The 438-nt window shown below is 72.6% G+C and carries 1 protein-coding gene; it reads right to left on the bottom strand.

Annotated features, from left to right (window positions below; translation table 11 throughout):
* Positions 1-8: 8 nt before the first annotated feature.
* A partial coding sequence (locus JGS39_RS40235) for a Gfo/Idh/MocA family oxidoreductase (protein ID WP_219574685.1) occupies positions 9-438 on the bottom strand: 430 nt, incomplete at its 5' end.

Consider the following 438-nt stretch of genomic DNA (forward strand, 5'->3'; position numbering starts at 1 on the left):
GGGTTGGGTCAGTGCTCCGGTCGGACCGGCGCGCCGCTCGTACGGCTGCGATGTGCGGCCTCGACCATGGCGACGATGGCGAGGACTTCCGCTTCGGGCACGTTGGGTGTGCCGGTTCGGCAGGCCTGCACGAGCGAGGCCAGCAGGCCGGTGAGCATCGGCGGTCCCGCCTCGACGGCGAAGTCACGGATCCCGTGGGAAGCCGTGATGCGGCCCGTGGTGAGCGGCGACCATTCCTCCTTCCCTCCCAGCGTGGCCGTACGACCGTCACCCCAGGTCAGGGTGGTCCGGTCGCCCGCGGTCGAGTCGACCAGGACGCAGCCGGGGCCGAGTGCCGCGACGGCGAGGTCGACCAGGTGCACTCCGTACCAGGCGAGGGTGGGGTGACCGGGCTGGGTGGGAAGGGGGCCGGTCAGGTCGATCCGTTCGGCCCCGCCG

The organism is Streptomyces poriferorum (assembly GCF_019399235.1).
Lineage (GTDB): Bacteria > Actinomycetota > Actinomycetes > Streptomycetales > Streptomycetaceae > Streptomyces > Streptomyces poriferorum.